The sequence below is a fragment of the Paenibacillus sp. B46(2026) genome (assembly GCF_056786355.1).
The window spans coordinates 4487065-4513804 of record NZ_CM165907.1 but is presented as its reverse complement, the minus strand read 5'-3'; the positions used below and the strand labels follow the sequence as shown (position 1 = coordinate 4513804).

Sequence of the window (26740 nt, the reverse complement as noted above, 5' to 3'; positions counted from 1 at the left end):
TCATGGAAGTGCATGGTCAGTTTGGAGGAAGCGATTACAAGTCAGTGACTGCCTGCATTCGACAACCTTCATCTGGAGGGAGTGGTAATTTGTGCAACCTTTCGTTTGCAGCAGGATTTGAGCCGAAATAGGTCGAATGGTACTTATATAGAGTTATAGAACGAATGAGGTGATGGTTGTGCGCAAGTCGTGCAGATGTGGGCATGTAATGGAGTTGGAATTAAGAACAGTAGTATACGCCAAAAAAGTGGAGATTCGAAACGTACCCGTATTTGCGTGTACAGACTGTGTATCATACGAAGTGCTTCCACCGGTCAAGCCGGACTTAACAGAATGCATAAGCACATTGGGTGAACAACCCGTGAAGCAAGACGTATCTTTTGGTGAACGTAATGAACTGGCAGACCTGTTTCATGAGCAACTGCTGGCCTGGCCGGATGCGACCGATCGGGAGATGGAATATCGAATGCAGCAAGCGGTAGAGGAGCGTATCAATCTGCTGCTGGACATTATGGGTTACGCAACGAAGTCTGGTGATGCAGCCTGGATTGAGACCACGGAGCGCAGGTTAAGTCAATTATCCGGATTTGTGTGGCAGGAGTACTTCTCAAATGCTGTCTAATTTTGACGTGTAAAATGCTTGTTTTCATGAAAATTGGCTTTTTCGCGCACTTTTTGTTAAGATATCGAAGAGTGAAAACGCTCAACATAGCGGTATTCCTGGTAAAGGGGGATGTATATCTAATGGCTGACATGACTAAAATGACAAGTATTGAACAGCTAAACTCCGCGGTGGAGGCTACCAAGGATCAACCCTTGCTTCTGTTTAAGCACAGCACACGCTGCCCGATCAGCTCGAATGCTTATCAGGAGATGAACGATTATTTGCATAACAATCCCAATGAACAAGTGAAATATGGCATCATTTATGTCGTGGAAGATCGCCCGGTATCCAATGAAGCAGCAGACAAGCTGGGTGTTAAGCACGAATCTCCACAGGCGATCCTGATCAAAAAGGGAATTCCTGTATGGCATACTTCCCATTCAGATATTACTAACACCACACTTACGAATGTTTTGAGTGAGTCCTAAAGCCTGTTTTAATTGATTAATGCAAAAATTTGTCGTAATATAAATCTTAATGAAAATGGTATGAAAATTTACTGGTAATGGAGAGAAGTACTGTGACGGTAACCATTTATGATGTGGCACGTGAAGCTGGAGTGTCTATGGCAACGGTATCACGGGTAGTTAATAATAACCCAAATGTCAAACCGCAAACGCGGAAAAAAGTGTATGAAGCCATCGAACGGTTGGGATATCGTCCGAATGCGGTAGCCAGAGGTCTGGCGAGTAAGAAGACAACCACGGTCGGGGTCGTTATTCCGGATATTTCGAACTCAACCTTCGCGGAGATTGCCCGCGGAATTGAAGATATTGCGAATATGTATCACTACAATATTATTTTGTGTAATGCAGATAAGAAGAAAGAAAAAGAAATTCGTGTTATTAACACTTTGCTCGAAAAGCAAGTAGACGGACTGCTCTTCATGGGCGGAACAGTAACGGACGAACACATTCAGGCGTTCCAGTCTGCGGCTGTGCCGATCGTACTTTGTGCAACAAGTGATGAGAAGGGAACATTCCCTTCGGTGGATATTGACCATGAGGCAGCTGCGTTTGACGCGGTAAACACCCTGATTCGTCATGGACACAAGGAAATCGCGATGATCAGTGGTACACTGCAAGATCCTGCGAATGGTTATGCGCGTTTCCAAGGTTACAAGAAAGCATTGGAAGCAGCAGGCATGGAATACCAGGAGGATCTGGTTCGTATCGGTAACTATCGTTATGAATCCGGTGTGGAAGCGATGAAATATTTCCTCGGACTGAAGAAAAAACCTTCGGCAATCTTTGCTGCAACAGATGAAATGGCGATTGGTGCCATTCACAGCATTCAGGATGAAGGCCTGAAAGTACCGGATGATTTCTCCATTATTAGTGTGGATAACATTCGTATGGCTTCCATGGTGCGTCCTCAGTTGACGACAGTGGCTCAGCCGATGTACGATCTTGGCGCAGTAGCGATGCGTTTGCTGACGAAGCTGATGAAGAAGGAAAATGTAGAGAACCCACGGGTTATTTTGCCGCATGAAACGATTCTTCGTTTGTCAGTAAGTCACGCAGATGTAGTTTAATCGGGATGTTATATAGAAAGGGAGAAGCTATTCTCTCTACATAATGGATATGCGAAAGCTCCGGAGACGGAGCTTTTGTGCTGAATGAGATTAAAATGAAAACAGGGGGTATCCGAAGATGCGTGAAACGATCGGTATTATCGGAGCAATGGACGAGGAAGTAGAGCTTTTGCTGGCAGGTATGAAGCAGCTTGAGACGGTCAAACAAACCGGGATTACTTACGTTGCGGGCGAGTGGCTGGGCAAGCAAATTGTCGTGTGTAAATCCGGTGTAGGTAAAGTAAACGCAGCAGTTACAACGCAGATCTTGATTGATCGGTTTCAGGTTGACCGTATTATCTTCACAGGTGTTGCGGGTGCGGTTAACCCGGAGCTGAACATTGGAGATATGGTTATTTCGTCCGTATGTGTACAGCACGACATGGATGTAACGCCACTGGGGTTTGAACGCGGGGTTATTCCTTACCAGGAGACATCTGCATTCCCTGCCGAGGCTTCGCTTATTACACTGGCTGAAGAAGCGTGTAAAGCGCAGGGAGCCAATTATCTGATCGGTAAGGTGTTATCGGGAGACCAATTTATCGCAAATAAAGATACGGTTAACATGTTATATACTGAAATGGACGGTGCATGTGCGGAGATGGAAGGGGCTGCAGTTGCTCAGGTCTGTTACATGAATCGTGTACCATTTGTTGTCCTGCGTGGTATGTCAGATAAAGCGGATGGTTCGGCACATGTTAACTTTGCTGAATTCACCGTGGAATCTTCGCAACGTTCACACCGCATTGTGGAGCACATGCTCGAAAATATGTAACGGTATAGGCATGGACTGTGATGCAATCCGTTTTGAACGAAAAACCGCCCATCGGTCAGCTGTTCCAGGAAGTATGGAGCAACGCTGCGAGAAGCGGTTTTTTATGTATATTGGTTTTCAAAAAGTTCCTTGAATCATCAATACATGAACCGATGGCGGAAGCGAACACGATCAAACTGTTCTTCCGATGTTATGGGCACCTGACTTCCGATTCGCACCATCAAACAGTTCGCCGGGTGTGAACAGATTTCGGGATCATCCGTTGCATACCAGGTCATATCGATCGTCTGCATCAGCCTCTCCATCATTTTACGATAATCCCATACGTTTAGTCCGCTACCCTTCAGATCCCAATGCCAATAATACTCTGTGGTGAAAATAATATAATTCTCCATGTGTTTATCATCCAACGCTGTAAGCAACATTTCACGTCCAACGCCAAGCGAGCGGTAGTCGTCCGCAACCTCGATTGCCCCAAGCTCAATCAAATCAGTCATGTTGCCCTCGGACCAGCGTTCGCATTCATCCGCATAGTGAAAAGTTACGTAGCCGATAATCGTTTCATTTTCGTGTGCGATGATGATTCGTCCTTCTGGCAATGCTGCAATCTCGGCCAATGCTTCCTGCTGCTCGGCTGGGCGCCGAAAGGCATCCAGATCGGAATGAAAGGCAAAATTGGTTATCTCCTTGGCCTGCATGGGGCCTTCAATCGTAATTCGATGGCCGGACTTGAAGATGGAACGCATGTGATGTTCCTTGATATGTTCCATGGTTCATGCTCCTCTCCCCCTACTTATTGAGGTTGTTCAAAAAGAACGCTTTTGATTACGAAGGATGCCTAGTGGCATCATCAGCATCGAATATGGAATTCAGCCGAAATAAGCGGGAGGCTTACGAAGTATGTTTCCTGAGGAAACATTGTAGTTGCTCACGTAGTTATCCCTACGCTCCGCTGCTCCATTTCTAGCTTCATCCCATCTTCTTGGTACTGAAAACCGATCTTTTTGAACACGTATTTATAGCAAAAACCCAAAAAATTGAAAAGCCATAGACGACGATTGAAAAGATTTGCTATAATTGCGTAGACAAAAAATGTTCACAATTCAACGCAGTATGGATAACATCTGTTTGGCCGAGCAAGTACATGATGAGATGTTCTCTCTACTAATGTAAGCGCTAACTGGAAGTTCAGTCAACACAAAGGCAATGAGAATTAACCCACAACGGGAATCGAAATGTCGAGTTGAAGGAGGCTGGCAAGCATGAGTCAAGCACATGGTGAGATGCTGCAAACGGTTGTGTCCGAATCTAACCTGGGCGATTACACGGAGGCGAGAAGCCGGTTCGATTGGGAATCGGTGGAAAGGCACTTTACGTGGCACGCCAGCGGAAAAGTGAATATGGCGCATGAAGCGATTGACCGTCATGTCCTGGAAGGAAGGGGCGGAAGAACCGCTTTATTGTATAGCGATGCTTCGCGCGAAGAGGCCTATACTTTTGCTGATCTGAGTGAACAGTCGAGTCGGTTCGGGAATGTTCTCCGCAAATATGGCATAGCCAAAGGGGAGCGTGTGTTTATTTTTATGCCACGCAGTCCGGAGCTGTATTTTAGTCTTCTGGGTATATTGAAGGCTGGAGCCATCGCGGGACCTTTGTTCGAAGCGTTTATGGAAACGGCAGTGAAGGATCGGTTGGAGGATAGCGGGGCTGTAGCACTCGTCACGACTCCGGAATTGTTGGGGCGAATCAAACGTTCCGAATTACCCGAACTCAAACATATATTTATTGTGGGTGGCGGCGCACAGACGGAAGAAGGACTCATTGATTTTGATGCAGAGATGTCTGCCGCTTCCGATGAGATGGAAGTGGAGTGGCTGAACCGTGAGGATGGTTTACTTATTCACTATACCTCAGGTTCTACGGGTAAACCCAAAGGGGTGTACCATGTTCAGAATGCCATGATTCAACACTATTATACAGGTAAGGTTGTGCTGGATTTACGTGAGGATGACGTGTACTGGTGCACAGCTGACCCTGGTTGGGTGACAGGTACCTCTTATGGGATCTTTGCCCCTTGGCTCAATGGAGTAACCAATGTGATACGTGGCGGTCGTTTCAGTCCCCAAGATTGGTACAATACCATCCAGAAGAACAAAGTCACCATCTGGTACAGTGCACCAACGGCCTTCCGTATGCTGATGGGAGCGGGGGAAGAGACCATTGCCCAGCATGATCTGAGCAGTCTGCGCCACGTAATGTCTGTTGGTGAACCGCTCAATCCGGAGGTCGTTCGTTGGGGATGGAAAGCCTATGGTCAGCGAATTCATGATACATGGTGGATGACCGAAACAGGCGCACAGTTGATCTGTAACTATCCCGGAATGCCGATCAAGCCCGGCTCCATGGGACGTCCATTGCCTGGAATTGAGGCAGCTATTATTGATGATCACGGGCAGGAATTGCCGCCATACAGTATGGGCAATCTGGCCATACGCACACCTTGGCCATCGATGATGGCGAAGATCTGGAATAACCCCGCGAAATACGAGGAGTATTTCAGGCTTACGGGCTGGTATGTATCCGGGGACTCTGCTTATATGGATGAGGAAGGGTATTTCTGGTTCCAGGGACGGATTGATGATGTGATTAATTCGTCAGGAGAACGAATCGGGCCCTTTGAGGTGGAGAGTAAGCTCCTGGAGCATCCTGCGGTAGCGGAGGCGGGTGTAATCGGCAAGCCGGATGTGACACGTGGGGAGATCATCAAGGCCTTTGTAGCGCTTCGTGAAGGATATGAGGCGACACCGGAACTGAAAGAAGAAATCTATCGTTTTGTCAAAGAGGGCCTGTCTGCCCACGCTGCTCCGCGTGAGATTGAGTTTAAGGATAAACTGCCCAAGACACGTTCCGGCAAGATCATGCGTCGTGTACTGAAAGCCTGGGAGCTTGATCTGCCAGCAGGAGATCTATCCACCATTGAAGATTAGTGAGCAAAAAACAAGCCGCACCCTCAGATAAGGTCTGAGGATGCGGCTTGTTTTGGATCGCTATGTTGAATCAGGGTTGAAAATGTACGGCTGCAGAAGGTTCGGATTCACCGGCACTGTTGCTGGCAGATACCTTGAACCATCCACTGGTAGATGCGGGTACTCCATAATCCATGGTATTTCCTGCTGTCGTTCCAATTTTGGTGTAAGGAGCCGAGCCTGTTTCACTGTAATATACAGCATAACTATCAGCGTTTGGACTGGACGCCCATTGAATGCGCAGTCCTTGAGTGAGGGCAGATACGCTGACTTGACCAGGTGTGCCTGGGGATGTCGTTGTCGTATTATCGTTCTGCGTTTCTCCCGGAGTAATAACTGTACCTGGAACTTCAATCGGCTCATTAATCTCTTCTTTCACAGGAGGAGCTACACTTACAGCACTATTTACTGTAGCGCTAGGAGCAGACTCTCTGCCTGCAACATCCACTGCCGTTACATAGAAGGCGAAGTTGCCGCCTTGCGCTGCATATGCAGAGAATGATCTGGATTCACCTGTCAGGACAACCTGACCCTGGTTCTGGAATCCTCCACCGTTTACAGAACGGTACAGACGATACCCCACGACATCATTTTCAGGTGTTGCATTGAATGTAATGACAGCTCTGTCACCCGAGGTTGAGATTCGTACGTTACCTGGTGCATCAGGAGCTTTGCCATTATCTGTTCTTGGATCAATCTGTGTCGGCATGTCTGCATCAGCATCTTCAGGAAGGTAATAAGCAAGTGACTCATGTCGACTCATACGTGAGAATGCATTTTGCAATTCTTTGATGAGATCCGAGATTGGTTTTTTACGCTTGATTACTGTTTTTTCCTTCAACATGTCCGAAGGGGTTCCGTCACGCGGAATATAGTTTACACCATTGTAAGTGATGTACTTGGCTTTGGCGACACCGTCATCGCGATCCTTCGGAACAAACTTGCTGTTGAAAATATCCGTAACAAATTTGTCCGTCATGGATGTTGGCAACTTGCCGCTGTAAGCCGATACCGTGCGTGTTTCGATGCCAGATGGTTTTTTGAATGAATCCGTGACGAACAGATCTTTTTGCGTATCAATCACTTCATTCAGGATTTTCGACCACAGTTGCTGCGCACGTTTTCTCTGTGATTTGCTTTCCAGCGTATTCACTGGCTGTTTGTATCCAACCCACACGCCAAGTGTGACATCTGGTGTGTAGCCTTCAAACCAGACATCCGCATAGTTTTGAGTGGAACCCGTTTTACCTACGATCGGCACACTCTTGGCATATTTGTAATTTTCACGTACTTTATCTGCCGTACCTTCCGTAATAACGGTCCGCAGCATATCGGTCATCAGGTATGCTGTCTGCTCCGAGAAGGCTTGCACAGGTTCAGTATCGTGTTTATAGACGATGTTTCCCTTGGAATCTACAATTTTGCTAATCATGTAAGAATCGTTATACACACCATTATTGGCGATGGCACCATAGGCACTGGTCAGTTCTTCAACGGTTACACCGTATTGGAGACCTCCGAGAACACCTGTCTGAGCCTGATAGTCTTCCTTCTGAATGGTGGTAATCCCCAGTTTCTTAGAGAAGGTCCAAGCCTTCTCGATTCCTACTTCTTCATTAAACAACTTCAGAGCCGGTATATTAAGAGAATAATTCAGTGCTCTTCGGGCAGTGACAAGTCCCTGATACCGGTTGTTGGCATTCTTGGCAATGTGATAGCCGCTTGGACCATTTTTGAGGATGATCGGTGAGTCATCAATAATAGAAGCAGGTTGGACAAGACCTTCATCCAAAGCTGGCAGATAAGCTGCAATAGGTTTCATCGTTGAACCTGGCTGACGCACCATCTGCGTTGCGTAGTTCATCTGTTCATCCTGGAAATCCCGTCCCTCAATCATGCCTAGAATGGCACCCGTTTTGTGATTAATCAGCATGGCAGCAGTTTGTTCTTTTCCTTTGACAGGATCATCTGCTGAGAAATTGCTGTCATCTTCGGCAATGGTACGCATCGTTTTGTAGATACTTTTGTTGATGGTCGTGTAGATGCGATATCCGCCTGTACGCAGTTGCGTCTGAGCTTCCTCTAATAATGCACTGCTTTCCTTCTGAGGTGTGTCTGCATCCGTACCTTTGTCTGTGGATTCAGCTGTATCGGAATTCAATTGTTTCATCAAAATCTGTGCAGCTTGTCGTTCCGTTTCCATCATAAGATATGGATAAGTGTTGTAAGCCTTGACGGTCTTGGGAGCGAGTGAGCTTTTGATATCAAAAGCAAGTGCTTCATCGTACTGGGATTGATTGATTTTGCCCAGTTCAAGCATACGGCGTAATACCAGTTGTTGACGATTGATTGCACGGTCAAAATTCTCCTCTACAAAATCACCTTTACCGTTAAAGGCAGAGTAAGAGGAGGGTAGCTGCGGCAATCCAGCAAGATAAGCAGCTTGTGCGATGTTGATTTTTTCTAGATCGTTAATATTGAACAATCCTTTGGCGGCCGCTTTGATTCCGTAAACGTTGTAACCGCTGGAACCATTACCAAAAGGAACTTTGTTCAGATAGGCTGTCATGATCTCGTCTTTGGTCAGGAAACGTTCGAGTCGGAGTGAGAGCAAAATTTCTTTCACTTTCCGATCTTCCGTGCGATCCAGATTCAAAAACACACGACGCGCCAATTGCTGAGTCAGTGTGCTACCGCCGGTTTGTACTGATTCTTTCAGCACTTTCTGTTTCACGGCACGTAGGGTTCCGCTCATGTCTACACCTTTATGTTCGTAAAAATGATTGTCTTCAATCGAAATGACAGCATCAATAACCTTTTGTGGGATCTGGTCTGTAGTGACCGGACGCCTGTCTTCTTCCGTACGTAATTGACCGATCGGACTGCCGTCGGCAAAGTAAGCAAAGCCTGTGATGGAGTTTTCGCTGACTTTTTGTTCAATCAGGGCCCTTGAACGGACAGGCTCGTCTTTCACAATGGAACTGACGTATCCCATCAAAGCACCGCCTGCAAATAGTGCCCCCATAAATCCAAGGACAACCATCCATTTGACGAAACTTCCCAGTCTGCGGGCAAAGCTGCGTTTGCGTACAGGCTGTTCATCGGGCTTTTTCTTATTAACATCAACCATTCAGTGTCTTCCTCCTTTTAACAGCACTTATTATAGCATAAAAAGGCGGGTTTGCATGCCCGAGAAATACAAGTAATGGTCGAAATTTGCCATTCTGCCATGCATTATGCTATATATCATGCGATATTGAAGCACATTTCATGAGTTGTAAGCCAAAATAAGCAGGCCACCTCCATGCTGAGGTGCATAGGGTGGCCTGAATGATGTGTCGTATTGGAGGTCTTCTATATCAGGTTTTGAAGCGTTGAATCAGTTCTAATAGTTCCTGGGTAAGATTAGCCAGAGAGGCGGATGCCGCCGTAATCTCTTCCATGGATGCGAGTTGTTCTTCAGAGGCAGAGGCAACACGAGTTGCATGATCTGCTGTCTCATGACCAATGGTTTTGAGTTGCACTAACGTGGCATCAACCTGCTGTGATCCAGCTGACATCTGCTGCGCAATGGCTGAGACATGCTCAATCTGCTCATTAACATCTGTAATCTGTGATGAAATGGAGAGGAATAGTTCACCACTCTCATTAATGACTTCCGCTATATGGCTCACCTCGGCATTCCCCTGTTCCATATTTTCAACGAGAGAAAGGACCTCTTGCTGAACGCTATGAATCAACGCTGCAATCTGCGCTGCTGATATTCTGGATTGTTCAGCCAGATTACGAATCTCGGAAGCAACAACACCAAACCCGCGCCCGTGTTCACCTGCTCGTGATGCTTCAATGGAAGCGTTAAGGGCAAGGAGATTGGTTTGACGGCTAACTTCCGTGATCATGCCTGTAATATGGCCAATCTCTTCAGAACGTTGACGGAAATTCTCCAGTGCGGTCATGGACGTCTGCACAGAAGAGGTGGCACTATCAACCATACGCATGGCGGACTGAATCTTATCGGTTCCGACAGTTGTTCGCTCAGCCACAGCTCGCGATGAATCCGATACATCTGAGGCGGCCTTTGCAATTCTTCCGATCCCTGTAGATATTTCATTCATGGAACGGGAGGACTCTTGCAGCTCCTGCACCTGTTTACCTGCTTTATCTGCAACTTCGACTCCTGTTAATGCAATCAGTTCGGCGGCTTTACCTGTTTCTTCGGCACCTGCGGTCAACTGTTGAGAGGTGGAGCCCACAGATAGAGCATGTTCGGATATAACCGATATGGTATGTCGCAGTGTATCCATCATCTGATTCATATGACCCGCCATGACGCCAAATTCATCTTTGGATCGTACAGGTAACTTTTGTGTCAGATCCCCGCCAGCTAGCTGTCCAGCGATGATATTAACTTGATTCAACTGTCTAACGATGGAGATGATGGTGTAGGTAACCACACTTGCAAGCAGAAGCACAGCCAGTGCGGCAATCAGTATGGACCAGTTCAAGCTGTCATAGAAGGGTTGAAGGATATGGCTCTTTGGTAGCGCCGATACAAGGTACCATTTTGAATCTGTTCCTTGTAACCTGGCAGGCTCGGCAATAAACAGTTCTTCCCCTACATCAGGGTCAGTAGCGTAAAACTGAGACTCGCCAGACTGTATACGCTGAATGACCGTCTTCATATCAGATGGAATTACAGCTCCTTCATTAGTCAGTTCCGGTTTGGATCCGTGTGCAGCAATCTGTCCTTCGCTAGTAATAAGCATGGCATAACCCTGATCCGGATTAAGTGATGTTATATTTTGCTGAAAACGATCAATGGTAAAGTCGGCACCAACAATGCCGAGAAAATTTTTGTTTTTATCTAATAGAGGGAGGACAATCGAAACGAGCAGTGTTTCTTTTCCACCAACCGTATAGGTAACTGGCTCGGACCAATAGATGGATTTGGTTTTCTTTGGCTGTTGATAATACGTACTGGTTTCACTGCTTCCCTCATAGGTAGTCAGAGGCTCAAAATGCAGGGAGTTGCCGTCCCGTATGACGTAGGGGATGAAACGGCCGGTAGAATCATCATATTCATTTTTATTCACGTGATCCGCATCATTTCCATCAAAGGCATCAGGTTCCCAGCCCGTATAAAAGCCAAAAACTTTCTCATCCTTTTCTAGATATTGTTCAAGGAGTCTAACGACTTCCTCCCGGTTGAGAGACCCGTTCTGAGCGGCATCCAATAACGTGGTACTCATGGTGTCCAATGTGTTTTTGACCTGATTAATGTCAGTCATAAACTCATTCGTAGCCCGGTTTGCAGCCTGTCCAGCAACGCTTTCACCATACTGCAGGCTTTTGTCGTAAATGGATTTCGTGTTAAATGCAATCAGGGCTCCAATACAGCAGAGTAATACGATCCCGAGTAAAAGTCCAAGCTTAACAGCGAGCTTGCGATTGCGAAAAAAATGCATGTTTTAATCCCCCTCGATGTCATTCTTGTGATGTATATATGGATGTGTGCTTCTCCTGAAGGGAGTCTATATTTTATATCGTTATTTGAGGTCCTATAATGAAGATAAATAGAAAAAAAAGCATAGAAAAACAGCTGCCGAGAAAATCTCGACAGCTGTTTGGATTGAATCTTTAATGTGATTGCAACGATTAACGGTTGTAGAACTCGACGATTTGTTTTTCATCGATGTCTTGGGACAATTCAGCACGCTCAGGCAAGCGGATGAATTTACCTTCTACAGCTGCTTCGTTGTATTCAACGTATGCTGGAAGATGCGAACGGCCTTCCAAAGCTTCTTTAATGGAAGAAAGAGCGCGGCTCTTCTCACGCAAGCCGATTACATCGCCAGTGCTTACTTGGTAAGAAGCGATATCGACTTTTTTGCCGTTTACAGTTACGTGACCGTGTGCTACCAACTGACGCGCTCCAGCGCGGGAGTTAGCAAACCCAAGACGGTAAACGAGGTTGTCAAGGCGGCACTCAAGCAAGAACATGAAGTTCTCACCGGCAATGCCTTGCATTTTTTGAGCTTTAGAGAACAGTGTGCGGAATTGCTTCTCGCCCAAACCGTACATGTGGCGCAATTTTTGTTTTTCTTGCAATTGCATACCGTAGTTGCTCATTTTTCTGCGTTGGTTAGCTCCGTGCTGACCTGGAGGGAAAGGACGTTTCAATTCTTTGCCTGTTCCGCTCAGGGAAATGCCGAGGCGACGGCTCAATTTAAATTTAGGACCAGTGTAACGTGCCATGTTTAAAGTAGCTCCTTTTTAGTTAAAGTTCATATTAGGGCTCTGTTTGCGCTCCAATTTGTTGATGCGGGCTTGGCCTCGCATAGAACGATCAGGAAAGTTCAGCCGCTGTCCTGAAAGCAACAAAAAGAATGAGGGTGACACAACCGGTAATGCCCAAATTTAAAGACCCATTAGTAGTCTTCATCAACAATTTATATTACAGTTTAAGAGAACCAAAGTCAAGCGTAGAATAAAAGCAAAAAAACGTCTAAATTTGTCGATAGGTCATTGGGCCTAAAATAATGGGACAATTTTCTGAAATATGGATGCAAAAAAGCTGTAAACAGAGTAAAATAGATTGTATCTTAACTTTAAATCATCTTTATGTAACAAGGTTATCGCAACGGATTTGCAGGTTTGCGATAACGTCTGCAGATTAATGCATCCTGATGGATGCAAAAACGGTGCAAAGGAGCGCCTGACATGTTAGAACATCTAAGAAGTTTACCTGCCAGCTTGAATTCACGAAGTTCGGGCGATTCCGCATCTTTTGCCGCTCCTCATCCTCATGAAGAGCATGTGTTGTGGATGCAAAAAATGGATATCACACCTTTTGATTTTTCATATTTGGGCAGCTTGCTAGAGCAGGCTTACCGTGACTGGAACTCCAAAGTAGATTCAGGACGGACCAGGACATCAACATTTTACAGCGTATGGAACACGGATGGTAATTGTATAGGGTACGACAGCAATCGCGAAGTTGATTCGGGTGTGGATATGCGCAGCCTTGTATTGGAATGTATCGATAAAAGACAGGTCCTGTCCTTCAGAGGAACAAGCGAACGCGGAGAATATCTTCTAATAACACATCCTTTATTCTCTAGAACGAACAAAGATATGTTTGCCGTATTCACTGCTGTAATCTATGAAACCAATCGATATGAAACGTCTGAAGCTGTGGTTCGATCTGAGGCATTGCATTACCGCACCTGCTTTTACCGAAGATTTGAATACATATTTATGACGGACCTGTTACATGCTCATGAACAAACAGCACGTGAAGAACACCGGAGGTCTATCCTCTTTCAGATTGTTCAGCGAATGCATGACAAAATGGATGTCGACGCCATATTGGATGAAGTATTTGACAGTATGGACTATTTGTACCCAGCTACGTATATCAAACTCTATATGTCTCAGGATCAGAGCAACTTTAATCCACGGATTAAACCGTTGCTGGTACATGAACGAGGGGAAGATATATGTGTGCGTTCGTTTATGGAAGGCAAGCTGATCATTTCTCGCTCAGATGTTGGAGAGAATCGCATCATAGAGGTGGGTCTTCCTCTGAAAGGAAAACAAGGCATATACGGTGTGTTCCATATCGAAATGAATGAGGAGATCATGGAAGAATCAGATCTGCAATTGATTACGATGATGGTAGACACTGCAGGCACGGCATTTGAAAACGCCAAGTTGCACGAACAATCCAATATGTTGATTCAGGAACTTCGTTTAATTAATGATCTTACCCAGCGCTTGAATAAAAGCCTGCATCTTTCGGAGATTTATCAATTATCCGAGCAAGAGTTAAAGGAAATATTTCAGGCTGAAACGTGCTGCATTCTTCAACTCAATGATAGTACGAATGACTTTGAAGTTATGTCATCTAACGTGAAAGATGTTTTACACCAATCATGTTCTGTAGACTACGGTATCGCAGGCTTGCTGTATCGAACAGAGGAACCACTTATTATATCCAATTATGCGCAATATGATAAAGTGTCCTCCTTTTTCATGGAAGATACCGGATCCATGTCACTGATTGCATCACCGATCAGAGTCAATGGTGAAGTGAAGGGTGCCATTCTGTTGGGACACAGTAGAGAGCAATATTTTTCATATGATAATTATCGGCTCTTGCAGATGCTGTCCATTCATATCGGGCTTGCCCTGTCGAATGCTACGCTACATGCCGAGGTTCGGCGTTTGGCTAATCTCGATATGTTGACTGGATTGTACATCAGGCATTACCTGGATAGCGTAATTCACGAGCGCCAGGCTCATGAATTCTGTGGTTCCCTCATTGTAGTGGACATTGATCAGTTCAAGCAGGTCAATGATACATTCGGACACCAGACGGGAGATCAAGTGCTGAAGCAAGTAAGTGAAATAGTTACCAGTTCTGTTCGCCCTGAAGACATCTGCGCCAGATGGGGTGGAGAAGAACTGGCCATCTATATGCCGCAGATAAGTGTCCACCAGGCGTTAGAATACGCGGAAGTGATTCGAAGGAGAGTCGCAGAGGAAACCAGACCTCTTGTCACGGTATCCAGTGGCATCGCCGAGTGGAATTGGATGGATGAGAAGGTTAGTGTGGAGTCCTTGTTTTATCGGGCTGACATGGCTTTGTACAGCGCCAAGAATGGCGGTCGGAACAGAATCGTTGTAGAAGAACAGGGAGTAACACGTTAAGAGAGAACTATTCCAATTGCGGAGTCGTTCTCTCTTTTTTTATGTATTGGAGATCAAGTCGTTTATAGAAAGAAGTATAAGCAAATACGGGCAGGGCAATCTATGGAGAAAGTTGACGGAAAGGTGAAGATGGACATGAACATGCTTAACCGCCGGTCGGTACGTACGTTATGGTTACTCGTGATTATCGTGATTATTGGCGTTCCGGGTTGTGGATTAATCCAGCGTGATCGAACGCCTGAAGAAGTTTTTTCCCTGGCTTTATCCGGAATAGCTGGTAAAGAAACGTTAAGTTTTGAAGGAGAAGCAGGACTGCGACGGGAGAACAGTGGACTGTTCGAGAATCAGTTCAAATTTGAAGGTAAGCTGGAAAATCATGATCGTCTTACCCTGCAGACCCGATTGCCTGGAGAGGTAACCGCTGCGGGCACAGGCATTCATACGACTGCTGTAAATAATAACGGACAGCCCAGTGGGTTTAGCGCCTCTTTCGAGCGGAAACATGGGCAATGGATGGCACTGTCAGCGCAGCATGAACCGCTGCGTGGTTCTCTTTCCCGCTTTAATCCAATCGCTCAATTGGAGAAGATTGATGGGTTAAATAAAACGATTCAATCCGAGTATGGGTCCGGTCGTCGAACCAGAACATTACGGATTGAACTTGCGCCGGAAGATGCCAAAGCATGGGCGGTAGCCCAGCTAAACGACGAGATGAACGCCATTCGGTCAGAATATATGCATAAGGCAGCTACGGTGAAAGGAGCGCGTAAGGAGAAGCTTGAGAAGGATCTGGAGAAAGTATGGGAACAGGGTGAAACAACGATGCAACAGATGATGAAACAAGCGAGCGTGCAGACGGTATACCATCTCACAGTCGATCGGAAGAGCAGTCTGCCTCTTCGCTTATCCTCTGAAAGTCAGGTGAGTTACACGGACAATAACCACAAAAGCAATAAAGAAGCCCTTGTCACGGATGTAAACTTCAAGTCATATCAATAACGAAGTGAGGGACTGCCTGCTGACGGGATGGTTGTTCGCGTGCTACAATAGTATCGTAATTTACCGTTGTTCAATTCAAGTGTGGCAGATGACAGGAGGATTTTACCGAGATGAAAGACCCTAGAATTCAAAAGCTTGCAGCAAGCCTGGTGGGCTATTCTGTAGATGTACAGCCTGGCGAAAATGTATTGGTTGAGATGATTGGATCGGAACGTGATCTGATTAACGCGATCATTGAAGAAGTAGGCAAAAAAGGCGGTAACGTCTTTGTGCAGTTGACGGATAAGACCGTACAGCGCGCTATGCTGAAAAATGCGACAGAAGAAATGATGAAAACGTGGGCAGAGATGGATCTGAACCGTATGAAACAGATGGATTGTTATATCGGCATTCGTGCGGGAGAAAATGTGAATGATCTGTCCGATGTGCCGGAAGAAAAAATGAAAATGTACAATTCCTTGTACTCCCACCCGGTACATAGTGAACAGCGTGTCAAACATACGAAATGGGTTGTACTTCGTTACCCTAACGCAAGTATGGCACAGCTCGCGAATACGAGTACTGAAGCTTTTGAAGATTTCTACTTCGACGTATGTAACCTGGATTATGCCAAAATGGACAAAGCACAGGACTCGCTGGCTAACCTGATGAAACGGACGGACAAAGTTCGTATCACGGGACCAGGGACAGATCTGAGCTTCTCCGTTAAAGATATCGGTGCAGAGAAATGTTCTGGCCAAAAAAATATTCCGGATGGCGAAGTGTACAGTGCCCCTGTACGCAACTCCGTGAACGGAACAATTAGTTATAACACGCCAACCCTGTACAATGGAGTGACTTTTGAAAATATCAAGTTCGCGTTCAAGGATGGCAAGATCGTTGAAGCAACAAGCAACGATTCACAGCGTTTGAATGAAATCCTGAATTCGGATGAGGGGGCTCGCCATATCGGTGAATTCGCGATTGGATTCAACCCGCATATCCTGCACCCAATGAAAGATATTCTGTTCGATGAGAAAATCGCAGGCAGCTTGCACTTTACGCCGGGTCAGGCTTATGAAGAAACGGACAATGGCAATCGCTCGTCCATCCACTGGGATCTGGTGTTGATCCAGCGTCCGGATTATGGCGGCGGAGAGATTTATTTTGATGATGTGTTGATTCGTAAAGACGGTATCTTTGTAATTCCTGAGCTGGAATGCCTCAATCCGGACCGTTTGAAGTAGGAGCAGTATTTTGCTGTTGCTAGGAAAGCGGATTCACGGTATCATGTAGTGGTAATTAATAGAAGATACCAAAGTAAAAAGACGGAGGGATTCCTATGTCGAGTAATAACGCGGCTGTAGTAGAAATTGCTCAAACAGCAGGCAAGTTTACTTCTTCAATCGTGCTTCATTCGGAGAACAAGTATATCGATGTGAAAAGCATTCTCGGATTGTTTACAACGCTGATCAGCACACACAGCTATGAACTGCATGTTCATGGTCCAGATGCAGTTGAAGCGAAAGCAGCCATGTCAGAAGTGTTTGCCAAGCATGGACTGAACGTAGGCATCGCATCTGAGTAAAAGCTCTCAAGGAGCACCTTTGCCATTTTTGGCAGGGGTGTTTTTTGGCGTTGGATGAACCGGATGATCATCTGGACGTCTCTTGAACAGGGGGATTAGGCGATAACAGAGGGCTTCACTTTGTGTGGTTATTTTGGTCAGGTTCTTGTATTAGCTCTTCATTTCGTCTAATATTAGAGGTAGAACGTCTTTACGCGATTTTTGGGACATAGGGGGGAAAAATGCATGACTTCATCTGATCTGCAGGACCAGCTGAATTTGAAAGCGATCAGTCTTCTACAAGAAGATGCAGATAAAATACAGAAGCTTATTGAAGTACAGATGGAGAATCTGGCTACCCGCTACTGCCCTCTCTATGAGGAAGTATTGGATACACAGATGTATGGGTTCTCCAAGGAAGTTGATTTTGCTGTTCGTGCAGGGCTCCTTCCAGAAGGTGCAGGTAAGCAGCTGGTTAGCGCGCTTGAGCGGAATTTGGCAATTCTATATGAAGCCTTGAACAAAAAGAATGAGCAATAGCCTGCAATCGCGCGGGTCAGAATAGAAGGCATGCAGGCGTTTATGCATGCTTTTTTTGTACGTCTGAACGTGATGGGGATGCAAGCCAGCCGGAAGGCGTATAGAAGCAAAGAGACAGCTCCAAATGTATATTCGGGCTGCCTCTTGTGGCTTGTTTATTTTATAAATGGCTTGGTGATGGACGGGTTAGACCAGGAAGAAGGATACACCGAGTATGATATATACCACGAGCAGGAGTAAACCTTCGTACCAATTCGTTGAACCATCTTGGGTAATCGACTTCGCAATAAATACGGATACGCCAATGGCGACCAGTTCAATCGTTGTAAAGACAATATCCATGGTTCTGCCTGTGAAGTAGCTGACAAAAATCAGCACAGGAGCAACGAAGAGCGCGATCTGCAAGCTGCTGCCGACCGCAATCTCGACAGCGGCTCCAATTTTATTTTTCATGGCAAGCATGATGGCTGCACTGTGTTCCGCTGCATTACCGATGATGGCGACAAGGAATGCACCAACAAACAGTTCGCTAAGTCCAAATTCCGAAGTGAATACTTCGAGCGTGCCCACAAGCCATTCACTGACGAAGGCAACCATGACCGTTGCGAGCACCAGATACAGAATGGATTTTTTCTTGGACCATGCTGGAGCATGCTCATGCGGTAGCTCTTCATCGCGATCCTCAGTGACGTCTGCGAGGTAGTTTTTGTGCGTCACCATGGAGAATATTAACCAGGCGATATAAGCGAGAATGAGCAACCCGGCCACGATGAGACTGAGTGTATTCGTGTCTTTCTGCGTAATGGAATGTGTATTGAGAAAGACTGCTGGAATAAACAGGGCAATGATGGCAACAATCATCAGGGAACCATTCAGGCCTGCAAGTGATACATTATAATTCTGGATTTTGAACTTGAGTCCTCCGGCAAAAATACTTAACCCAAGCACTAACAGCAGGTTTCCGATGATGGAGCCTGTCAGACTTGCTTTGACCATGTCGAACAGTCCCTCTTTGACGAGGAAAATGGCGATGATTAATTCGGCGGCATTGCCGAAAGTCGCATTCAAGAATCCACCTAGCCGCTGTCCGGCGTAGTGGGCCACATTTTCGGTGGCTTTACCTAAAAAACCGGCCACAAAAATAACCGAAATGGCTGATATCACGAACTGTAGAATCGAATCCCATTTCATGTAGTGGGCGATGGCACTGAGTGCAAAGAAAGCAATCAGCAAAATGGATGAAATCCGGTTTCTCACAACAAACACCTCGGTTATAAAATATTTTGTTTTGAATTGCAATGTAAAACGCTTATGAGATTATTTTCATATTTCAATATAACCAAATGGTGGTAGGTTGTAAACGCATCTTTTTGAGTTTAATTTGCTTTTTGGGGTGGAAAGGATTTAAAATACGAGTAACGAAGTGAAGGAGGATGTGGCATGGCAGAACAACTTCAACTGGAGAGCGGAAACATCCGGATTGCCGATGACGTGGTTGCGAAAATTGCCGGAATGGCTGCAATGGAAACGCCCGGAATTGCCGCAATGTCTGGAGGATTGTCAGAGGGCTGGGCGAAGCGACTCAGCGGTAAAAACGTACAGAAAGGCGTGAGCGTTGAGGTTGGCCAGCTGGAAGCAGCCATTGACCTGCGCATCATCGTCCTGTACGAAACCCCGATTCATGAAGTTTCCCGTATGCTTCAGCAGAATGTAAGAGAAGCGGTAGAGACCATGACCGGATTACGCGTGGTTGAAGTCAATGTAAAGGTAGAAGGCGTATCTTTCAAAGGCGACGATCTGTAAAATTTCGCAATCCGCAATGGAGTACAGAGGCATATTGGCCTTGTTCTTCATCTTGATAGACAGAGTATACTCAGTACACACAAAAAGGCTGTGCATCCAATCGGGTGCACAGCCTTTTCTGTGTTGCTTTTCAATTAAATGGCTCAAGCTCCGTTTCTGTAGGAACCGTCCCGTTTACCGAATCCGACGGATGGATTCCCGTGAACGAAGAGCAGGAGAGGTGCGAGTCTGTGTCTGTACAGTCACGGACTTGGTTTTCTCTTCCTTGATCACGTCCAGATTGTTGGTACGCGAGATGCTGAGCAGAATACCCATGGCAACCATCATCACAAAAAGTGAGGTACCCCCATAACTGATAAACGGAAGCGTGACCCCCGTCACCGGAATGGTCTGAGTTACACCACCGATGTTGATAAATGCCTGAATCGCGATCAGTCCCATGATGCCTATGCCAACCAATGTTCCGAATGGATCAGGGCAACGCAGTGAGACAATAATTCCTCGCCAGATGAAGTACAGATAAACCAGAAGGAATAAGGTGCTTCCGAGGAATCCGAGTTCTTCCCCGATTACGGAGAAAATAAAGTCATTATATGCATTGGGCAAATAGTGCAGCTTCATCGTACCTTGTCCAATCCCGGAACCGGTCATGCCGCCATCACCAATGGCAACAAGGGAGCGATAGAGGTTAAGACTTCCGCCATTAATATCGGATAATGGATTGAGATAAGCCTGGATACGCCCAATTTTGTAGTTCTGCTCCGCAGTGACTACTGCGGTAGCAGTAGTTGGGTCTGAAGGAGATATAGAGGAGAACAGGGCATTTGCTCCAAATGCCAGTGCTCCGCCCAGTGCAACCAGAAGGACTGAACCCATAATATGTTTCATACTGGCTCCACCGGCATAGATCAAGAGACCACAGGTGGACACGAGAATGAAGGTGGTACCGAAGTCCGGTTGCAGCATGATCAGTCCTGCGATGAATCCAACGATAAACAGGACGGGAAAATACCCTGTCTTGAAAACCCTGAAGCCTTCACCTTTTTTGGTGATCAGTGCAGAGAGGTATAGAATGATGGCAATTTTTGCGAGCTCTGCAGGCTGAAGACTGAAACCAAAAATGTGAATCCAGCTTTTGGCTCCGTTCAGTACTTTACCTATGATTAAAACAAGTAAAAGCAGTACCGTGGTGAACAGAAAAAATGGTGCATAGAGTTTTTTGTACTTGTTGAAGCGGATATTCATGGCAAAAAACATGCCAAATAGACCGATAATCGCCCACATAAGTTGTTTTTTCGTGAAGTAAAGGGCATCATTGTTAAATTTTTCGCTTGCGATTGCAATGCTGGAACTGGAGCTGAATACCATCACCAGTCCGAAGCCCACCAACAATAAAGTGAGGATTAGCAGTTGAAAATCCGGCGTGCCTCTCTTCGTTTTCGTTTGGGCCGTTTGTTGTTTCATGGTTTGGCCCAGCCTATGCTTCCAGCAGTTCTTTAAGCTGCTGTAATTTTTCGGCTGCCAGCTTCACGACTGGCTGCGGAACGGAAGAGTCATAATCCAGACCGTGAGGGAAGGTGGCTTTGCCAAGATAAACGGCTTCTACTGCAAGAACGGTATCCGGTTTTTCCAATTTGCCTTCCACTGCGCGGGTATTAATGCGTACAAAGTATTCTGATTTGGTTTGTTCATCTTCAATTTTGTAGTCATATGTAGCACGGTAATATTCCCATTGCCACCGGACAAATCCGACTTTCTCGGCGCTCTCATCCAGGTATGCCAAGTCGCTCTTCAAGCCATCCAAGCCTGTATTCTCAAAAATCATAAGCGTTTGATCCTCCTCATAAGCTTCCGAGTGTAATTTCTCGTGCATTTCTCTAGTTCATGATAGTATGTTTCCCCTTCCCGTGCAAGCTTTGCAGAGGTGTTTCGTATCGGTTTTCTTCCAATTCTGCTACAATATACAGCAATAGGTTTGAAGAGGAAGGTTCGGGCTTGATCCAAGTCCCGTTCAAGATTGAAAGGGTGGAGAGACATGACTAATAATATATGGTGGGAAGATCTGCAGATCCACATGGTGGAATGGCGGCGTCACCTTCATCGCAATCCTGAGGTTTCCTTTCATGAGGAGAAGACATCCTCTTTTGTAGCGGATATGTTGGAGAGCTTTGGCGTTGAAGTGAGGCGTCATGTTGGTGGTCACGGGGTCATCGGTACCATTCGTGGGGACAAGCCGGGTTCTGTCGTCATGCTGCGAGCTGATATGGACGCACTGCCCATTCAAGATGAGAAGAATATCGAGTATGCCTCACAACAAGCAGGAGCGATGCATGCATGCGGCCACGATGGTCATATCTCCATCTTGCTCGGTACGGCGTTGTATTTCAGCCGTCACAAGCAGGAGATCCAAGGCGAGATTCGTTTTTTGTTCCAGCCAGCAGAAGAACTGCTTCCGGGCGGCGCAGTTCAGGTCATTGCGGATGGTGCGCTTGAAGGTGTGGATGTTATATACGGGATTCATCTGTGGACCCCGCTGCCTGTAGGTGTTGTTGCCAGTAAAGCAGGACCGATGATGGCGGCGGCTGACGATTTTTACATTGAGATCAAAGGCAAAGGTGGACATGGCGGGATGCCACAATCCACGATAGATAGTCTTATCGCGGGTTCTGCGCTTGTGATGCAGCTTCAGACCGTTGTCAGTCGTTCGGTTGATCCATTGCAACCCGCGGTGCTGACCATTGGTACAATGCAGGCGGGCTCGGCTCAGAATGTAATTGCAGAGCAATGCAAAATGAGCGGTACGGTAAGAACGTTTGATGAAGAGACCCGAAACGGGATGAAAGAGCGTGTGCTTACGATGGTAGCCCAGACAGGGGCAGCTTATGGGGCTGAGACGCAAGTGAAATATATTATGGGATATCCGCCTGTGGTGAATGATGAACAGGAGACAGCACGTTTCTTCAGGGAAGCTACAGAATTATTTGGGGCAGAGCGAGTACAAGCATCCCCGATGCTGATGCCAGCGGAAGACTTCGCGTATTATCTGCAAAAGGTTCCAGGGTGCTTTATGTTTGTTGGAGCAGGCAACCCGGAAAAAAATGCGATCTATCCGCATCATCATCCGATGTTTGATTTTGATGAAGACGCGATGCAGACAGCCGTGAGATTGTTTATCGCCATGGCTAAGGGTTACGCAGCCGAATGACTTTATAGCCAGTTGGGCATCCTGTTCATACCGAGGTATGGGCAGGATGTTTTTTTGTGGATTTTTTAGAGGTTGTTCAAAAAGTCCACTTTTGATTACGAATCATGCCTGGCGGCATCATCAGCATCGAAGTTGAAATTCAGCCGAAATGTCCGTTGCTCACGTAGGTTTCCTACGCTCCGCTACTCCATTTCTAGCTTCATTCCATCTTCTCGGTACTGAAAACTAGACTTTTTGAACGTGCACTTAAAGTGGTTCATTTTCGGAAGTTGCCGGAACTGGACTTTTTTGTGATAGGAGGAGGTTCGAATGGAAGGAACAGAATATACGGAAAGAACGGATGCTTGTATCGTTCAGCGGGATTTTACAGTTTTGCTGGAAGTCGGCCACCCCGGATTCGACAGAGCAAGAGAGCAGCTTGGGATGTATTCAGAACTGGTCAAGACACCGGCGACGTTTCATACCTATCGAATCACTCCGTTGTCGCTCTGGAATGCGGCGGCACTGGGATGGAATGCAGATCAGGTCATCGCAAGTCTGGAGTTGGTATCCCGTTGGAACGTGCCTGCTGCCCTCATACAGGATGTTTGCAGGATCATGGATCAGTATGGCAAATTAAAGCTGCATTCCGAAGCAGATCGCGCCAGAATGCGCCTTTACAGTGAGGATGAACGGTTGCTGGATGAGTTAAGTGGATTGAAAACGATAGCTGCCTTTCGTATGGAACGCACAGACGCACATGAGCTTATGCTTTCTGGAGAACAGCGAGGGTTATTGAAAAGGGAATTAACACGATTGGGTTACCCCGTACTTGATTACGTGGGGTATCGGGAAGGAACCAAGCTTTCATTCGAATGGCGAACCAATGATCCAGCGGACCACTCAGAGCGATTTGCGCTGCGTTCTTACCAGAGAGAGGCCGTGGATGCATTCGAAGGCAGTGAGGGCATGGGAGGAAGTGGCTTACTCGTACTTCCTTGCGGGGCAGGCAAAACGGTCATTGGCATGGCCGTTCTGGAGCGGCTTCAATGTGAATGCCTTATTTTGACGTCCAATACAACGTCTGTGAGACAGTGGATTCAGGAAATTCAAGACAAAACAACGATTACCAGCGAACAGATTGGTGAGTATTCAGGTCAGAAAAAACAGGTGAAACCTGTGACTGTAGCTACATATCAGATTCTTACACATCGGAAATCAAAGGATGCTGATTTTACCCACATCAAATTGCTTAGTGAGCGACAATGGGGGCTGATCATTTATGATGAAGTGCATTTGCTGCCAGCGCCGGTGTTTCGTGCAACTGCAGATATTCAAGCTACGCGAAGACTGGGATTAACGGCCACGTTGGTTCGAGAGGATGGCTGTGAACAGGATGTATTCTCGCTGATTGGTCCGAAGCTTTATGATATGCCGTGGAAACAACTGGAGCAGCAAGGGTGGATTGCTGATGTACAATGTCAGGAGATACGTATCCCATTTTCCCCGGAACTAAGATCGAATTATCTGCAAGCCGAGGTTAAGCACCAATTTCGATTGGCTGCTGAGAATCCGGCGAAGGTACGTGTAGTCAAGCGTTTGCTGGAACGTCATCGGGATTTACCTGCACTTGTAATTGGACAATATCTGGATCAGCTAGAGTTGATTGCCCGGGAAATTGAAGCACCTCTGATCTCGGGGACAATGTCACAGCAAGAGCGAATCAAATGGTTTGCCGCATTTCGGCGTGGAGAGATTAAAACGATTGTTGTATCCAAGGTTGCCAATTTTGCTGTGGATCTGCCAGATGCTGCGGTTGCACTTGAAATATCCGGGAGTTTCGGTTCACGGCAGGAAGAAGCACAGCGGTTGGGACGAATTCTGAGACCGAAAGCAGGAGAAAACAAAGCTTACTTCTATGCGCTGGTATCAGAGGATAGCAAGGAACAGGATTTTGCATTAAACCGTCAGATGTTCTTGGTGGAGCAGGGATATGAATATGCCATCGTTCATGAAACTGAATAGTTCAATCGTACTCGACGAAAAGAGGAGGGGCTAGTAGGATATGTCTTCATTTGAACCAATAGATGAGCCTGTGGTACTGAATCTTGATTCATGGTCAAAGCTTACTTTGGTGGAGCAAAAAGTGCTTGGTGCAATTTTTCACAAACATGCCGCTCAGCCTTTTTCCTCCCTCCTGCCGCGAGAACAGTGGGCCATCGAAGGACTAAGTGTCGCAGAAGCCAAATCTTCATTCACCAACCTTCGGCAGCAAAGATGGATTGAATCTGTTCATAAGAGTTGGGGGGAGCGATTATTCTATATTCCTGCTTCGCTGATGGAGACCTTGACGATTGCTTACGCGCAAAGGGTGGGCTTAACCGTTGAACAGAATACAAAGCTTGCTCATGTGCTACAGGAGGGGAAGCCGGATATTGCTGCAGAACTACTTCATCTGATCGCTTGGATCGGAAGAGAAGGACTTCCTTTGACAGGTAAAGGTACGATACATAAGAAAAGTGTTCAAAAATTAAGTGTGATCACGGTGTTATCTTCGACAGACTTTGATGGTTTGGGCATCCAATATGAACATTCGGATTTGTATCCGACCCACGTAGCTATCCTTCTCGATCTACTGCTCAGTCTGAATCTCGTTCAGAAGTCAGATGGCCGAATTCAGATTGTAGAACATCGATTACAAAAATGGTTGAAGCTCTCGTGGAGACAGATGCATCGGGAAATATATCAAGCGTGTATGGAAAGATACGGAGAAGCTGAACCCACGTTGCAGCATTTCCGTTATCAATTGGCAGTGCTTGCTCCAGAAAAAAATATATGGTGCCATATAGAGAATTCGGAATTGACACCACGGGTCAGGGGCTGGCTTTGTGCACTGGCTGGCTGGGGTTATGGTGAAGTAGGAGAAGATCAGTCGGGAGGGCTAACATTCCGTTGGCTGATCGAACCGCAGAGCCTTTTAATTCCAGAACGAGAGATGGTAAGTGAGACGGAGCCGTGTGGATTTTACATGCAACCTGATTTTGAAATGTTGGTGCCACCGGAAGCAAGACCTGATGTGATCTGGATGCTGGAGCAATGCGCAGAACGGGTGACGCGTGATCGAATGTCCATCTACCGCATGACAAGAGAACGATTCATTTCGGCCATAGCCAGAGGGTATGAATTACATGAAGTGATAGAGTTTCTGGATCAATATGCTCTGACAGGCATACCAGAGAATGTACGTATTGCGTTAGCAGATTGGGGAAAGGAGACGGATGCTGCACCGTTGACTGTAGACAGAAGTATGGAGGTAATGGAGGCAAGTACAGGCTCTGCATATGATCCGAAGTTATTAGAAAAAGATGTGTTGAGCGGTGTATATTCTTCTTTCTACACACCCGATAATCTAGGTCTGGTTGATGTTCCTGCATTTCTGCATGGGTTGGAGCGTGATCATTCTGAAATTGAGAAGAAGTCCTCTCTATTAGGGTTTGAGGAGATACCGGAGACCTGGTACAGGGAGTGGCGTCGATATCATAGTTCAACCGCCCGACAGATTGCTGCCAAAGCCATTGAGTGGCAGACCAAGCTGGGGATACAACAGGAAAATCGTACGCAATACCTTATTCCACATCAGGTAGAGGGGCATGAACAATGGACTTTAAGCGGTTGGTGCATGCTGGATTCAAGTGAACATGCATCAGAAACGGAATGGCGTACATTCTCCCCGTCAGAGTGGGATACAATGCGTCTTATCCTGCCAGATGATGTTATAACCTGACTATTCGAGGTGAGTATCAGGTTGAAAGACGAATTTTCGAGTTTCCCTTATTTCTAATTGCAGGAAAAACTCTTCTTAACTATTCATGGATATGCTATGATGAGGTAGTCTACGTTAAGTAGAACTTTATATAT

At 46.3% G+C, this 26740-nt stretch carries 21 protein-coding genes; 14 read left to right on the top strand and 7 right to left on the bottom strand.

The annotated features are described in order from the left end of the window. The first annotated feature begins 208 nt into the window (after nt 1–208). The 4 genes from AC1S8V_RS20190 (at nt 209) to AC1S8V_RS20175 (ending at nt 3012) form a co-directional block, all read left to right on the top strand. Nucleotides 209–622 carry a hypothetical protein gene (locus AC1S8V_RS20190; RefSeq protein WP_440390694.1) on the top strand — a complete coding sequence of 138 codons (414 nt, stop codon included), beginning with the start codon at nt 209–211 and terminating at the stop codon, nt 620–622. A 122-nt stretch (nt 623–744) separates the two neighbouring features. After that, entirely contained in the window at nt 745–1092 is a 348-nt protein-coding gene (gene ytxJ, locus AC1S8V_RS20185) for a bacillithiol system redox-active protein YtxJ (RefSeq protein ID WP_482070489.1), read from the top strand. Nucleotides 1093–1184: 92 nt separating this feature from the next. Then, complete coding sequence (gene ccpA / locus AC1S8V_RS20180; RefSeq protein WP_062835383.1) at nt 1185–2198, top strand: catabolite control protein A; 1014 nt, start codon at nt 1185–1187, stop codon at nt 2196–2198. Between the two features lie 118 nt (nt 2199–2316). After that, a complete protein-coding gene (locus tag AC1S8V_RS20175; RefSeq protein WP_482070488.1) occupies nt 2317–3012 on the top strand; it encodes a 5'-methylthioadenosine/adenosylhomocysteine nucleosidase in 696 nt (231 codons plus the stop codon). A 137-nt stretch (nt 3013–3149) separates the two neighbouring features. Here the strand turns inward: AC1S8V_RS20175 and AC1S8V_RS20170 are convergent, their stop codons facing one another. Next, nucleotides 3150–3782, bottom strand: a complete 633-nt coding sequence (locus AC1S8V_RS20170; RefSeq protein WP_458123286.1) for a GNAT family N-acetyltransferase — start codon at nt 3780–3782, stop codon at nt 3150–3152. Nucleotides 3783–4274: 492 nt separating this feature from the next. On the opposite strand from AC1S8V_RS20170, the gene acsA reads away from it, so the two are divergent. Further along, a complete protein-coding gene (gene acsA, locus AC1S8V_RS20165) occupies nt 4275–5999 on the top strand; it encodes an acetate--CoA ligase (protein ID WP_482070487.1) in 1725 nt (574 codons plus the stop codon). A gap of 70 nt (nt 6000–6069) precedes the next feature. Here acsA and AC1S8V_RS20160 read toward each other — a convergent pair whose 3' ends face one another. The 3 genes from AC1S8V_RS20160 to rpsD all read right to left on the bottom strand — a co-directional run bounded on the left by AC1S8V_RS20160 (nt 6070) and on the right by rpsD (nt 12293). Next, the gene (locus AC1S8V_RS20160) at nt 6070–9168 is read right to left on the bottom strand and encodes a transglycosylase domain-containing protein (RefSeq protein ID WP_482070486.1); all 3099 of its coding nucleotides are present in this window, start codon (nt 9166–9168) and stop codon (nt 6070–6072) included. Nucleotides 9169–9397: 229 nt separating this feature from the next. Continuing rightward, nucleotides 9398–11503, bottom strand: coding sequence for a methyl-accepting chemotaxis protein (locus AC1S8V_RS20155; RefSeq protein ID WP_482070485.1), 2106 nt, complete (start codon nt 11501–11503; stop codon nt 9398–9400). A gap of 190 nt (nt 11504–11693) precedes the next feature. Further along, nucleotides 11694–12293 carry a 30S ribosomal protein S4 gene (rpsD, locus tag AC1S8V_RS20150; RefSeq protein ID WP_076211410.1) on the bottom strand — a complete coding sequence of 200 codons (600 nt, stop codon included), beginning with the start codon at nt 12291–12293 and terminating at the stop codon, nt 11694–11696. 465 nt (nt 12294–12758) lie between these two features. Between rpsD and AC1S8V_RS20145 the strand changes: the two genes are divergently transcribed. The 5 genes from AC1S8V_RS20145 to AC1S8V_RS20125 all read left to right on the top strand — a co-directional run bounded on the left by AC1S8V_RS20145 (nt 12759) and on the right by AC1S8V_RS20125 (nt 17835). Further along, nucleotides 12759–14750 (top strand): sensor domain-containing diguanylate cyclase, encoded by a 1992-nt coding sequence (locus AC1S8V_RS20145; protein ID WP_482070484.1) that lies wholly within the window; start codon nt 12759–12761, stop codon nt 14748–14750. A gap of 102 nt (nt 14751–14852) precedes the next feature. Next, nucleotides 14853–15749, top strand: coding sequence for a hypothetical protein (locus tag AC1S8V_RS20140; RefSeq protein ID WP_482070483.1), 897 nt, complete (start codon nt 14853–14855; stop codon nt 15747–15749). A 110-nt stretch (nt 15750–15859) separates the two neighbouring features. Next, complete coding sequence (locus tag AC1S8V_RS20135; RefSeq protein WP_482070482.1) at nt 15860–16975, top strand: aminopeptidase; 1116 nt, start codon at nt 15860–15862, stop codon at nt 16973–16975. A gap of 95 nt (nt 16976–17070) precedes the next feature. Continuing rightward, nucleotides 17071–17316: an HPr family phosphocarrier protein gene (locus AC1S8V_RS20130; RefSeq protein WP_482070481.1), complete on the top strand. Its 246-nt coding sequence runs from the start codon at nt 17071–17073 to the stop codon at nt 17314–17316. Between the two features lie 225 nt (nt 17317–17541). Next, a complete protein-coding gene (locus tag AC1S8V_RS20125) occupies nt 17542–17835 on the top strand; it encodes an Fpa/YlaN family protein (RefSeq protein WP_017687426.1) in 294 nt (97 codons plus the stop codon). A 186-nt stretch (nt 17836–18021) separates the two neighbouring features. On the opposite strand, the gene cax is transcribed toward AC1S8V_RS20125, so the two are convergent. Further along, nucleotides 18022–19092, bottom strand: a complete 1071-nt coding sequence (cax, locus tag AC1S8V_RS20120) for a calcium/proton exchanger (RefSeq protein ID WP_482070480.1) — start codon at nt 19090–19092, stop codon at nt 18022–18024. A 183-nt stretch (nt 19093–19275) separates the two neighbouring features. Between cax and AC1S8V_RS20115 the strand changes: the two genes are divergently transcribed. Beyond that, the gene (locus tag AC1S8V_RS20115) at nt 19276–19638 is read left to right on the top strand and encodes an Asp23/Gls24 family envelope stress response protein (protein ID WP_017687428.1); all 363 of its coding nucleotides are present in this window, start codon (nt 19276–19278) and stop codon (nt 19636–19638) included. A gap of 174 nt (nt 19639–19812) precedes the next feature. On the opposite strand, the gene ftsW is transcribed toward AC1S8V_RS20115, so the two are convergent. Both ftsW and AC1S8V_RS20105 read right to left on the bottom strand, forming a co-directional pair. Continuing rightward, on the bottom strand, nt 19813–21102 hold the full coding sequence (gene ftsW / locus AC1S8V_RS20110) for a putative lipid II flippase FtsW (RefSeq protein ID WP_482070479.1): 1290 nt from the start codon (nt 21100–21102) through the stop codon (nt 19813–19815). A 13-nt stretch (nt 21103–21115) separates the two neighbouring features. Further along, the gene (locus AC1S8V_RS20105; RefSeq protein WP_062835371.1) at nt 21116–21463 is read right to left on the bottom strand and encodes a YugN family protein; all 348 of its coding nucleotides are present in this window, start codon (nt 21461–21463) and stop codon (nt 21116–21118) included. A 210-nt stretch (nt 21464–21673) separates the two neighbouring features. On the opposite strand from AC1S8V_RS20105, the gene AC1S8V_RS20100 reads away from it, so the two are divergent. The 3 genes from AC1S8V_RS20100 (at nt 21674) to AC1S8V_RS20090 (ending at nt 26606) form a co-directional block, all read left to right on the top strand. Next, complete coding sequence (locus AC1S8V_RS20100) at nt 21674–22843, top strand: M20 family metallopeptidase (protein ID WP_482070478.1); 1170 nt, start codon at nt 21674–21676, stop codon at nt 22841–22843. A gap of 309 nt (nt 22844–23152) precedes the next feature. Continuing rightward, entirely contained in the window at nt 23153–24847 is a 1695-nt protein-coding gene (locus AC1S8V_RS20095; protein WP_482070477.1) for a DNA repair helicase XPB, read from the top strand. A gap of 40 nt (nt 24848–24887) precedes the next feature. Continuing rightward, nucleotides 24888–26606, top strand: coding sequence for a helicase-associated domain-containing protein (locus AC1S8V_RS20090; protein ID WP_482070476.1), 1719 nt, complete (start codon nt 24888–24890; stop codon nt 26604–26606). Nucleotides 26607–26740: the final 134 nt, after the last annotated feature.

Excerpts from the sequence above, each read along its gene's own strand:
- AC1S8V_RS20190 (WP_440390694.1), top strand. The coding sequence starts at position 209 with ATGGAGTTGGAATTAAGAACAGTAGTATACGCCAAAAAAGTGGAGATT.
- ytxJ (WP_482070489.1), top strand. The coding sequence starts at position 745 with ATGGCTGACATGACTAAAATGACAAGTATTGAACAGCTAAACTCCGCG.
- AC1S8V_RS20175 (WP_482070488.1), top strand. The coding sequence starts at position 2,317 with ATGCGTGAAACGATCGGTATTATCGGAGCAATGGACGAGGAAGTAGAG.
- AC1S8V_RS20170 (WP_458123286.1), bottom strand. The coding sequence starts at position 3,782 with ATGGAACATATCAAGGAACATCACATGCGTTCCATCTTCAAGTCCGGC.
- acsA (WP_482070487.1), top strand. The coding sequence starts at position 4,275 with ATGAGTCAAGCACATGGTGAGATGCTGCAAACGGTTGTGTCCGAATCT.
- AC1S8V_RS20160 (WP_482070486.1), bottom strand. The coding sequence starts at position 9,168 with ATGGTTGATGTTAATAAGAAAAAGCCCGATGAACAGCCTGTACGCAAA.
- AC1S8V_RS20155 (WP_482070485.1), bottom strand. The coding sequence starts at position 11,503 with ATGCATTTTTTTCGCAATCGCAAGCTCGCTGTTAAGCTTGGACTTTTA.
- rpsD (WP_076211410.1), bottom strand. The coding sequence starts at position 12,293 with ATGGCACGTTACACTGGTCCTAAATTTAAATTGAGCCGTCGCCTCGGC.
- AC1S8V_RS20145 (WP_482070484.1), top strand. The coding sequence starts at position 12,759 with ATGTTAGAACATCTAAGAAGTTTACCTGCCAGCTTGAATTCACGAAGT.
- AC1S8V_RS20140 (WP_482070483.1), top strand. The coding sequence starts at position 14,853 with ATGGAGAAAGTTGACGGAAAGGTGAAGATGGACATGAACATGCTTAAC.
- AC1S8V_RS20135 (WP_482070482.1), top strand. The coding sequence starts at position 15,860 with ATGAAAGACCCTAGAATTCAAAAGCTTGCAGCAAGCCTGGTGGGCTAT.
- AC1S8V_RS20130 (WP_482070481.1), top strand. The coding sequence starts at position 17,071 with ATGTCGAGTAATAACGCGGCTGTAGTAGAAATTGCTCAAACAGCAGGC.
- AC1S8V_RS20125 (WP_017687426.1), top strand. The coding sequence starts at position 17,542 with ATGACTTCATCTGATCTGCAGGACCAGCTGAATTTGAAAGCGATCAGT.
- AC1S8V_RS20115 (WP_017687428.1), top strand. The coding sequence starts at position 19,276 with ATGGCAGAACAACTTCAACTGGAGAGCGGAAACATCCGGATTGCCGAT.
- ftsW (WP_482070479.1), bottom strand. The coding sequence starts at position 21,102 with ATGAAACAACAAACGGCCCAAACGAAAACGAAGAGAGGCACGCCGGAT.
- AC1S8V_RS20105 (WP_062835371.1), bottom strand. The coding sequence starts at position 21,463 with ATGATTTTTGAGAATACAGGCTTGGATGGCTTGAAGAGCGACTTGGCA.
- AC1S8V_RS20100 (WP_482070478.1), top strand. The coding sequence starts at position 21,674 with ATGACTAATAATATATGGTGGGAAGATCTGCAGATCCACATGGTGGAA.
- AC1S8V_RS20095 (WP_482070477.1), top strand. The coding sequence starts at position 23,153 with ATGGAAGGAACAGAATATACGGAAAGAACGGATGCTTGTATCGTTCAG.
- AC1S8V_RS20090 (WP_482070476.1), top strand. The coding sequence starts at position 24,888 with ATGTCTTCATTTGAACCAATAGATGAGCCTGTGGTACTGAATCTTGAT.